This window comes from uncultured Microbulbifer sp. (genome assembly GCF_947504145.1).
GTDB lineage: Bacteria > Pseudomonadota > Gammaproteobacteria > Pseudomonadales > Cellvibrionaceae > Microbulbifer.
This window is the reverse complement of the sequence record NZ_CANNGQ010000007.1, coordinates 66,305-75,663: the sequence shown is the minus strand read 5'-3', so window position 1 is coordinate 75,663 and position 9,359 is coordinate 66,305. Positions and strand designations below refer to the sequence as shown.

The 9,359-nt window shown below is 48.2% G+C and carries 12 protein-coding genes and 1 tRNA gene; 11 read left to right on the top strand and 2 right to left on the bottom strand.

Annotated features, from left to right (window positions below; all coding sequences use genetic code 11):
- Positions 1-598: 598 nt before the first annotated feature.
- The 10 genes from Q1A74_RS17995 (at position 599) to Q1A74_RS18465 (ending at position 6,812) form a co-directional block, all read left to right on the top strand.
- Positions 599-982: a hypothetical protein gene (locus tag Q1A74_RS17995; RefSeq protein ID WP_299599581.1), complete on the top strand. Its 384-nt coding sequence runs from the start codon at positions 599-601 to the stop codon at positions 980-982.
- Positions 983-1,794: 812 nt separating this feature from the next.
- A complete protein-coding gene (locus Q1A74_RS17990) occupies positions 1,795-1,998 on the top strand; it encodes a hypothetical protein (RefSeq protein ID WP_299599579.1) in 204 nt (67 codons plus the stop codon).
- A gap of 172 nt (positions 1,999-2,170) precedes the next feature.
- A complete protein-coding gene (locus tag Q1A74_RS17985) occupies positions 2,171-2,629 on the top strand; it encodes a hypothetical protein (RefSeq protein ID WP_299599577.1) in 459 nt (152 codons plus the stop codon).
- A gap of 663 nt (positions 2,630-3,292) precedes the next feature.
- Positions 3,293-3,817 carry a GNAT family N-acetyltransferase gene (locus Q1A74_RS17980; RefSeq protein WP_299599575.1) on the top strand — a complete coding sequence of 175 codons (525 nt, stop codon included), beginning with the start codon at positions 3,293-3,295 and terminating at the stop codon, positions 3,815-3,817.
- 148 nt (positions 3,818-3,965) lie between these two features.
- Positions 3,966-4,559 (top strand): hypothetical protein, encoded by a 594-nt coding sequence (locus tag Q1A74_RS17975; RefSeq protein WP_299599573.1) that lies wholly within the window; start codon positions 3,966-3,968, stop codon positions 4,557-4,559.
- Between the two features lie 153 nt (positions 4,560-4,712).
- Positions 4,713-4,919 (top strand): cold-shock protein, encoded by a 207-nt coding sequence (locus Q1A74_RS17970; protein WP_077408060.1) that lies wholly within the window; start codon positions 4,713-4,715, stop codon positions 4,917-4,919.
- A gap of 155 nt (positions 4,920-5,074) precedes the next feature.
- Complete coding sequence (locus tag Q1A74_RS18470; protein ID WP_367275429.1) at positions 5,075-5,389, top strand: DUF6572 domain-containing protein; 315 nt, start codon at positions 5,075-5,077, stop codon at positions 5,387-5,389.
- Between the two features lie 166 nt (positions 5,390-5,555).
- Complete coding sequence (locus Q1A74_RS17965; RefSeq protein ID WP_299599571.1) at positions 5,556-5,954, top strand: GFA family protein; 399 nt, start codon at positions 5,556-5,558, stop codon at positions 5,952-5,954.
- Between the two features lie 85 nt (positions 5,955-6,039).
- Positions 6,040-6,417 carry a transposase gene (locus tag Q1A74_RS17960; protein WP_299599569.1) on the top strand — a complete coding sequence of 126 codons (378 nt, stop codon included), beginning with the start codon at positions 6,040-6,042 and terminating at the stop codon, positions 6,415-6,417.
- Positions 6,418-6,515: 98 nt separating this feature from the next.
- On the top strand, positions 6,516-6,812 hold the full coding sequence (locus Q1A74_RS18465) for an IS3 family transposase (RefSeq protein ID WP_367275430.1): 297 nt from the start codon (positions 6,516-6,518) through the stop codon (positions 6,810-6,812).
- Between the two features lie 547 nt (positions 6,813-7,359).
- On the opposite strand, the gene Q1A74_RS17955 is transcribed toward Q1A74_RS18465, so the two are convergent.
- Together Q1A74_RS17955 and Q1A74_RS17950 are read right to left on the bottom strand one after the other, a co-directional pair.
- Positions 7,360-7,436: transfer RNA gene (locus Q1A74_RS17955), tRNA-Arg, on the bottom strand.
- A 248-nt stretch (positions 7,437-7,684) separates the two neighbouring features.
- Positions 7,685-8,659 (bottom strand): tRNA-dihydrouridine synthase, encoded by a 975-nt coding sequence (locus Q1A74_RS17950; protein ID WP_299599585.1) that lies wholly within the window; start codon positions 8,657-8,659, stop codon positions 7,685-7,687.
- Between the two features lie 354 nt (positions 8,660-9,013).
- On the opposite strand from Q1A74_RS17950, the gene Q1A74_RS17945 reads away from it, so the two are divergent.
- Complete coding sequence (locus Q1A74_RS17945; protein ID WP_299599567.1) at positions 9,014-9,244, top strand: OadG family protein; 231 nt, start codon at positions 9,014-9,016, stop codon at positions 9,242-9,244.
- The last annotated feature ends 115 nt before the right edge of the window (positions 9,245-9,359 follow it).

The following is a 9,359-nucleotide window of genomic DNA, read 5'->3' as shown; positions in this document are numbered from 1 at the left end:
GGCTGCCAGGCCGGTAACTTATGGCGGTAAGTTACGGGTCTCACCTTACCGAATATTTGGGGAATTAGGCCATACAAAGCGCAGCAAAGGGACGCCTTACTTTATGCACGTTTTGCGCAGTCGCTACGCTCCTATTTTCGCGCAAAACGCGCATAAAGTAAGCCGCCCCTGTGCGCGGCGTTATGCATCTTAATCGCAAAATGGAGGTTTAGTGATGCCAATCCGGAAATGGATTTTCCAATACGTCATGATGGTACTAGCACTCTTCGTGCTGTTTGCGGGCGTACAGAATTTAAAGGGTAGGGAGCTAGAATACGCATTAGAGTTCGGTGTACTTTGGGCCTTTGTCAGCTCAACAATTTTCTTGATTGTACGTATAAGAAACTACAAAAATCGGATCGCATGTCAGTTGTGCAATGACCTCCCGGAGAAGTAGCGTAGTACATCGTGAGGCCATGCATAACAAGGCCGGGCAATTTGCTACGGGCCTTCGGCCCTCCGCGGGACAGCTTACCTTGTGCGCGTTTTGCGCAGGTCGCTACGCTCCCATTTTCGCGCAAAACGCGCACAAAGTAAGCTGTCCCTGCCGGCGGCGTTAATGGTCATGAGCTACATGAGATTATTACTAGTAATTATTGGTGCGGCTATGGGAACTAATGCGTTGGCATGTGGCTGTAGCGAATTTCCGAACCTGTCAGAACAGTATCAGTCTTCAAAAATTGTTGTGTTAGCAAATTTGAAGCCTATTGGCAAAGCATCGTTTGAGTGGGAAGTAACTGAAGTAATTAAAGGATCTAAACCAAAATTACTAGAAAATGTGGAGCAGGGCCTAACTTCATGTGATCCACAGCTAAAGGGCGGGCAGGAATGGCTACTTTTTCTTAAGGAGAATGAGAGCCCCGTTCTCGGCTGGTGTAGTTTCAATCGCAACACACAGTACCTTGAGCAGGGCTGGCGCGAAGACCTTGCAGATCACCATTAACAAGGCCAGGCAGTTTGCTCCGGGCCTTCGGCCCTCCGCGGGACAGCTTACCTTATGCGCGTTTTGCGCGGGTCGCTACGCTCCCATTTTCGCGCAAATCGCGCATAAGGTAAGCTGCCCCTGCTGGCGGCGTTAAGTGTCATTATGGAAAACGAAGAATTTAACCAGATGCTCTATGAGCATGATATTGACCGAAACATCTTTTCCTTGGGAAAGCACCCCAGTGATTGCATGTATACAATTCAGATTCATGGTAATTCTTACGAAGTTTATTACTTTGAACACGGGATAAAGGAGCATACAAAGTCCTTTGCAGGCAAAGGCGAATCACTCGAATATCTGCTTAAACTACTTCTAGCAGATCCTCGAGCAAAAAATACATTCAACGCGTAGTGGGCAACACTTAACAAGCTGCGGCAGACCGACGTCTTACTTTATGCGCTTTTTGCGCAGTCGCTATGCTCCTATGTTCGCGCAAAAACCACACAAAGTAAGCCGCCGCTGCGCACGGCGTTAACTGCCAGAGTTTTAGCGGTACACCTAGTTTCATCGAAGATTAGGTGTTGATTTAAAAAAAGGAAAAAGTGAACGATTCTAAGACGATAAAATATCTACTGGTTTCAAATATTGTTACGTGCGTGTTCGCAATAACGGCAAGCGTACTAGCATTTCTGGCGTATGATGAAGCCAGCTGGGCACACTCGCAGGCATCTGATGCAGCTTATTATGCCAACGATGCAAATGAGGCTGCCGAGTATTTAAAATGTTGGGGCGTTGATTGCAATTAAGTCTAACTATTAGGAAGTTATGGAATGAGTTTTAAAATAGATAGCTATTTGGAGAATGCAACACAGGATAAAATCCTGAAAGATAGAATAGTTTCTATTCATGATGACCTGTTTACTGCGCATAAAATTGTCGAGTCCGTTCAAGATGCAATTGGATCGAAAGAGGCCTCCACAGAGCAATTGATCTTGGAAGTTTTCAAACAGCTCTATGGAACGAAAAGCAGTTAACAATCGCAGGCAGGTTGCTACGGCCCTTCGGGCCTCCGCGGGACGCCCAACGCTGTGCACATATTGTGTGGGTCGCTTCGCTCCCATTTTCACACAATATGCACACAGCATTGGTCGCCCCTGCTGCGGGCGTTAGGCTGCAGAGTTACCCACAGAAATTAGAGAAGTTAGAATGAAAAATATTCCGTTATTATCCTTGATGTTTATATCGAGTACTGTATTTGCTGAGGACGTCACATCGGTAGATCCCATTACGAAAACCAAGAAAAGCCCGAGCGAGTACGGCACACACATTGCGTATTTAGAGAACCCGAAAAATCGTGCTCGTTACGAAGAGTACTTGGCAGCAGGCACTATCGAAAACCTAAGAAATTCAAAAATTAAAGCATGTAGTGATGAAAAGAAGGGAATTGCTGGATTCTGTGAATGTTTCACTGTGGAAATTAGGGGGCTCTCTAACGAAGAAATGTTCTATGACCATGCGCTTTTAATGGAGGTTACGTTAAATTCACTTACAGCCATGGGAAATAATGATTCAAGTGAGAGAGATAAAATAATAGAAAATATCCAAACAGTGACTTCACTCGGAAAGATAGAATCCAAGTGCCGTGCCAGTTTAAGCGAGTCGTAGTTCGTCACAATCAGCCTAACAAACAGCGGCAGAGCGACAGCCAACACTACGCACCTTTTGTGTTACTCGCTGGCGCTCAAACATTAACACAAAATGCGCTCCGCGCTGGCTGCGCGTTAGCATTCTGCATCAAATAGAGAGCTTATGAACGAAAGAAAAGCAAAAATAATTGTCTTAAGCCTTATTATTTTGAGTGTGGTTTCGTGCTTGGTGATAGGTGGAGTATCTAAGTTCATAGGCACGGCATCATTCAGCTCCTTTATCCGAGTTTGGCCAATCGTTTATTTCGTACTCTTCTGGCATTGGATCTACTACGAATCTGCATCGCAAGGAAAGTTTGATAGGCCTTATAATTTCGGGTTATCAATACAGTCCTTCTGGCATCTCTATATTCCGTGGTACTTTGTCCGTACTCGGGGAGTAAAAGGCATAGCCTATATTGTAGGTTTCCTGCTTCTATTCTTAGCTCCAGTAGTGTGTGTAGATCTATCGCAGTGAACAATGCTAACAATCGCAGGCAGTTTGCTCCGGCCCTTCGGGCCTCCGCGGGACGCCCAACGCTATGCACATTTTGTGCGGGTCGCTGCGCTCCCAGTTTCGCACATAATGTGCACAGCATTGGTCGCCCCTGCTGCGGGCGTTACGTGTCACTGAGAATAAAGCATGGATGTAAAAATCGTTTCTCCGGATGATGCTTATCGATTGTCTAAATTTTACGAGGCAAACGAGTCGCATCTGCGTGCTTGGGAGCCTACCAAAGAGAAAGGATTTCATTCTGTTAAAGCTTGGAAGGAACGGTTGCAGGACTGGTGCTCGCCTAGAGGTAATGCTGTGTCAGTGCGCTTTATCTCTACAATGCCAGAAGGCGGTGAAGTAGCGGCCACTTGTTCGCTTACAAATATTGTTAGAGGCCCCTTCATGGCGTGTCATATGGGGTATTCTGTAGATCAAAAGTATGAAGGCAAAGGAGTTATGAAAGCTCTTTGTCAAAATGTAATAAATTACGCTTTTGAAGAGCTATCGCTTAATCGTGTTATGGCAAACTATATGCCGCGAAATCACCGGTCAGCCAAGTTGCTTCAGAGTCTTGGCTTTTGTATTGAAGGTGAAGTAAAGCGTTATTTGCAAATCAATGGTGTGTGGGAGGATCACGTCCTGACGTCACTCCTAAACCCTGGAAACACGTAACAAGGTGCGGCAGACCGACGTCTTACTTTGTGCACTTTTTGCGCAGTCGCTACGTTCCTATTTTCGCGCAAAAAATCCACAAAGTAAGCCGCCGCTGCGCACGGCGTTAGCCTTCAAAATCACTTGAGAAATTACAAGGAGAGTATAAATGGGTACGGAAACTGTTCGGCCGAGTATAGGCGAGACTGCAATTATTCTGAACAAATCAAAATTTACGCCGCTTCTTATAATTGGTGCCATTTTGATAGCGGCAATATTTTGTCTTTGCCTCGCAATAGTTTATATCTGGGCGAAGCCTGAAAATACAAAACATGTTGAGTCAATTGTCAGCGCTGTAACGCAAAAAAGATACAACTCTGATGGGACACTATTTTCATCTGCTCAAGGGGAACAGATACAATTTTGGACGCCGTCTGAAAAAACCTATAAGCAAGAAAATATAAATGAGATACCTGAAGAATACAGATGGCAAAAACTAAGTCTTCCAGGTGACAAACTCGCAGAATTCGAAAAATTTTTGGCAAAATATAGTACCGGATGGAGGAGGCAGGAAATTTATGGGTCCGGTCGCAGCGGCAATAAATATGGCTACTGGTGGGTAATAACAGTTAAGCCTGGTTTTGATGAGAACAGTTTTGCGGCTAAATACTCAAATTTTTGGGGAAATGCTGATACGGTTTACTTCGAGCTACCGATTGTAAGTAGCACGCACCTAGGTGGTCAGGCTAACAACCGGTTGTAGTCGCCGCGAAAGACGCGGCTGGGACGGCTTACGCTACGCTCCAGCCGCCCCTAAACCGGGCGTTATGTGTCTTTTAGAATTCAACACCTGATTCCATGATGGTGATAGTGGAATCAGGGATTTATGTTTCACCAATTACATATTGTGAATATTATGAGTACAGGAACCGTAAAGTGGTTTGATTCTGAAAAAGGCTATGGCTTCATCACTCCAGAAGATGGAAGCAAAGACCTTTTTGTCCACCATTCAGAGATTCAGGCCGGCGGTGGCTATGCGAGTCTCGAAGATGGTCAAAAAGTCGAATACGTAGTTGGGCAAGGCCAAAAAGGCCCGTGTGCTACAAAAGTTGTACCACAGTAGGGCGCAACACATAACAAGGCCGGGCAATTTGCTCCTGGCCTTCGGCCCTCCGCGGGACAGCTTACCTTATGCACCTTTTGCGCAGGTCGCTGTGCTCCCATTTTTGCGCAAAATGCGCATAAGGTAAGCTGCCCCTGCCGGCGGCGTTAAATGTAATGAGCATTGAAGATCAAAGCGTAATAGATGTAATCGGAGTCACTAGTGACGGAACTGTTGTTCTCACCATTTCTAATCACTTGGAGTGGTGTGAGAGCAGCCTGTTTTTATTGCAAGAAAAAATAAATAGGTATCTGGCATTCATTGAATCGGGAGAAATCTATAGCGCGTACCCTAATGCAAAGGGAAAAAATGTGGAAATCACAGTTGTTTGCAAGCATAAGCCGAGTTCTGAAGCTCTTCAGTTTCTAGAGCAATGTACAAGAATAATTAATGCTGCGGGCTTCGGGTTTCGTCATGAGGTCCACATTTAACAAAGCCAGGCAGAATGCTCCGGGCCGTCGGCCCTCCGCGGGACAGTTTACCTTGTGCACGTTTTGCGCAGGTCGCTACGCTCCCATTTTTGCGCAAAACGCGCACAAGGTAAGCTGCCCCTGCTGGCGGCGTTATGTGCCAGAGTACCGAAGGAAAATTATAAATATGAAAGGAAGCTGTTTGTGTGGTCAGGTTCAGTATCAAATAGAAAAGCTGGAAAGCCCAATTCAGCACTGCTCCTGCAAAACGTGTAGAAAAGCGCATTCAGCTGCATTTAATACAGCTGCCGCAGTATCTAAGAAAGATTTTAAGTGGATAAAGGGCGAGGACAAAATTTCAGGTTATGAATCTTCGCCTGGAAAAGTACGGTACTTTTGCTCAAATTGTGGATCTCAGCTAATCGCTGAGAAAGAAGGTAATCTAAATTACGTTCTTCGTGTAGCTACTTTAGATGAAGATCCTGGTGTTAAAGCCGAGTTCGGTATTTGGAAATCTCATGAAGTTTCATGGCTAGAGTACGGTGAGCATATCCCCGTGCACCAAGAGTGGCAGCCCGGTCGGTAGCCCGCAGCACATAACAAAGCAATGCAGCCGACGTTGATCTTCCCCCGCTTTAGCGGACACCAAAGTCAAACAGACGAGGTGTCTAATGCCGAAATACAACAATCCAAGAAAGACTTGGCAGTATTCGAACGAGTTCAAGGTAAAAGCAGTATTGCTCAGTTTGCTCGAAGGTGTTCGAGTTAAAGAGGTCGCTGAAACGCTCGACATCCATCCATCCATCCATCCATTCATGCTGTCACGATGGCGGAAAGAGTATCGCGAAGGGAAGATTGTGGCAGATAAGAGAAAGAAGCTTACCGGGGCAGTATCCAAGCAGGAGAGGGAGCTTTCCAAGGTGAAGCACTTGGAGGCAGAGAATCGGAAACTGAAGCAGGAGAATGATCTGCTAAAAAAGTGGCAACGGTTTCTTGCGGAGGAGCATCAGCAAGGTATCGATTCATCCAAAGATTCGGACAAGAACTAGGTATCAGAGATACCTGTCAATGGCTAGGTGTATCCCGCAGTGGCTACTATGACTGGGTGAAGAGACCTCTGCCAGACAGAAAATGCTAAGATGAAGAACTGAAATCGAAGATCCGGACGATTTTCGATGAGTCAGCTGGCCGATATGGTAGCCCGATAATCTGGAAAGCTCTTCAGGAGAAGGGGTATGAAGTTTCTCGAAAGCGTGTAGCTCGGCTTATGCAGGAGTTAGGCCTCACTGGGAGAGTTGCCAGGGTAGTGAGGGCTTTAATATCGTTCTCAATGGCGGCCACGCTTAACAAAGCAATGCAGCCGACGTCTTACTTTGTGCACCCCTTGCGCGGTTGCTTCGCTCCTATTTTCGCGCAAAAGGCGCACAAAGTAAGCCGTCCCTGAGCACGGCGTTATATTTAGGACTTGCCCACGTAACGAGAAGAAACTAGTACTCCAATGAATATAAATTTGACTGTTATCGGGCAATTCATAAGCATATTTGCTGTAGTGGTCGCGATAATTAGCTACTACCTCGGTAGAAGAAAAACCGAGACTCCGGTACTGGCCGCCCTGCTTGGTGCTGTGTTCTCAATCGTTCCAATTTTTGGGCTCATTTACGTTGTGGTTTTAATGTTCAAACGTGACCTCGTTCAGTCGGGTGAAACCGGCGCGTAAGTCGGTTTGTAACAAGGCTGGGCAGCTTACTTCGGCTCTTCGTGCCCCTGCTGGCGGTGTTTGGTAGAGGCTGGGTTCAGTTTTTGCAGCTGAATTTGCAGCAAGGATGGCGTACTACTCGTCGATAGTATTGCTGATGCATGGAGTGAACGGGTCGCGCTTTCTTTTGCGGGGCAGGCTTAAGCTCTTCACGGGAAGTTGTCAGGGGGCTGGAAGTAGAGGGGGGGCAAACAAAAAAGCCCCGAACTTTTTCAAGTTCGGGGCTTTCTCTATATGGCGCACTCGGAAGGATTCGAACCTTCGACCGCTCGGTTCGTAGCCGAGTACTCTATCCAGCTGAGCTACGAGTGCGTTGTTGTGGTTGCGAACTATAGTGACTTGCCTTGGCTTCGTCAACTCTTTTTTAAAGAAAATTTTTAAAAACTCTTTAAAAATCCGCAAGTTACCGAGCTTTTGGCTGTCCGAAGATCGCTGCTTCAGCTCGATAGGGCGCGCATTCTGCCGTGGTGCGATCGTCTTTGCAAGTACTTTTTACAGATTTTCTCGATGGCCAAAGTGGCGCCAATTCCGAGGTATTCGACCGGTGCCTCGGTGCAAGATCAGGCAGCGTTGGTGTCCGGGCCCTTGATTCCTATACCGTCGTGTGGCCGCATGTGTTCGGCAAATGCCTGCTCCAGTATGTCTGAGTCCCGGTGACGTTTGATTCGCTCAAAGAAAGCTGTCGCCTCCGGGTAGCTGAGCTTGAGGTAGGCGAGCCACTGCTTTACCCGGTTGCCCAGGTATTTGGCGGGATAGATGTCCTGTGTGGTCGAGTAATATTCGTACAGTATGGTGGCAACCTGGTGCCAGTGGAGGGGCTGGTAGTCTTGTCCGGCACAGAATGCCTGTATCTGTAAGCCAATATCTGGTCGAGCGAGGAGGCTGCGGCCAAACATATAGGCGTCGCAGCCAGTTACTTCGCGGCAGCGTTTGAAGTCGTCCAGAGTCCACAGGTCGCCGTTGGCGATTACCCGTATTCCCAGCTGTTGCCGGATTTCCCCAATGTACTCCCAGTAAGCCGGTGGTCGGTAGCCGTCCACTTTGGAGCGCGCATGTACGGCAAGCTCTGAGGCGCCGCCTGCCTCAGCGGCGCGGGCATTGTCGAGATAGCTGCTGCGGTCTGTGTAGCCTAGCCGGATCTTGGCGGATACCGGGATTTCACAGGGGACGGCGCTGCGTACGGCGGCGACGATGCCCTCTACCCGGGATGGAGACTGGAGCAGGCAGGCACCGCCATCGCTGTTGTTGACGGACTTTGCGGGGCAGCCGAAGTTGAGGTCGATGGATCTGGCTCCGGCTTCCGCCGCTTTGGCGGCGTTGTAGGCCATGGCCTGGGGGTTGCCGCCCAGCAGCTGGAGTTTGACTGGCGTGCCATTTGGGGTTTGAGCACCCTGGTCGAGCTCGGGGCACAGGCGTGTGAAAACACGGCGGGGCAACCGTGTACTGGTTACGCGTATGAACTCGGTAACACAGATATCCACGCCGCCAATGCGGGACAGGAGGGCGCGCAGATGGTGATCGATGACGCCTTCCATCGGTGCCTGATAGATCGTCGGGCGCGTGGATGTCGCATGTGTGGGGGATTTGGGCGATGGGTACTGCGGTTCTTGCATCGGTACGTTAACGTCGGCGGTGTCGTTTGAGTGGGCATTGTACGTAATTCCCGATCGGATCGTGCAATTTTCCGGCAGTGGTTGCTACCGGTCTCCGCTGGTTGGAAATGGTAGCGAAAATGGCGGAAATGATCGGTATTTAACGGCTTCTTGGTTGCTTCTGTAACTAATAAGTGTTTGATTTCTAAGGGTTCTTAAATTGATAATATCGCCCGCAAATTCGGATCCGATACATAAAAAGCAATACGCAAGGGGATAACGGTGCAAGAGTCACTGATGCAGCAAGGCTTGGATATCACGCTGTTCGGCATGGGGATTGTATTTACTTTTCTTCTGGTTCTGGTGATCTGCACTACGGTCATGTCCCGCGTGATCACGCGATTCTTCCCTGAGGCGGAGCCCGTTGTTGCTCCTGCACCTTCGGCTGCTCCTGGTGCTGCTGGCGATGAACGCCTGAAAAAAATTATTAAAGCGGCTATCGAGCAACACCGTAACAGGCGCCGTTGACACCGCGTGCGCAACACTAAGTATTCAAGGAGCGGTCTGGCGTCTTTTATGGTGCTCTGAGAGCCCCAGGAAAATTCCTGTCCGCTGTCCAATTTTTCAAGATCAACTTTCCAAG

Bases quoted from the DNA above. Each gene is read 5' to 3' on its own strand.
- Q1A74_RS17985 (WP_299599577.1), top strand. From the start codon at position 2,171: ATGAAAAATATTCCGTTATTATCCTTGATGTTTATATCGAGTACTGTA.
- Q1A74_RS17945 (WP_299599567.1), top strand. From the start codon at position 9,014: ATGCAGCAAGGCTTGGATATCACGCTGTTCGGCATGGGGATTGTATTT.
- Q1A74_RS17980 (WP_299599575.1), top strand. From the start codon at position 3,293: ATGGATGTAAAAATCGTTTCTCCGGATGATGCTTATCGATTGTCTAAA.
- Q1A74_RS17990 (WP_299599579.1), top strand. From the start codon at position 1,795: ATGAGTTTTAAAATAGATAGCTATTTGGAGAATGCAACACAGGATAAA.
- Q1A74_RS17975 (WP_299599573.1), top strand. From the start codon at position 3,966: ATGGGTACGGAAACTGTTCGGCCGAGTATAGGCGAGACTGCAATTATT.
- Q1A74_RS17995 (WP_299599581.1), top strand. From the start codon at position 599: ATGGTCATGAGCTACATGAGATTATTACTAGTAATTATTGGTGCGGCT.
- Q1A74_RS17950 (WP_299599585.1), bottom strand. From the start codon at position 8,659: ATGGAAGGCGTCATCGATCACCATCTGCGCGCCCTCCTGTCCCGCATT.
- Q1A74_RS18470 (WP_367275429.1), top strand. From the start codon at position 5,075: ATGAGCATTGAAGATCAAAGCGTAATAGATGTAATCGGAGTCACTAGT.
- Q1A74_RS17970 (WP_077408060.1), top strand. From the start codon at position 4,713: ATGAGTACAGGAACCGTAAAGTGGTTTGATTCTGAAAAAGGCTATGGC.
- Q1A74_RS17965 (WP_299599571.1), top strand. From the start codon at position 5,556: ATGAAAGGAAGCTGTTTGTGTGGTCAGGTTCAGTATCAAATAGAAAAG.
- Q1A74_RS17960 (WP_299599569.1), top strand. From the start codon at position 6,040: ATGCCGAAATACAACAATCCAAGAAAGACTTGGCAGTATTCGAACGAG.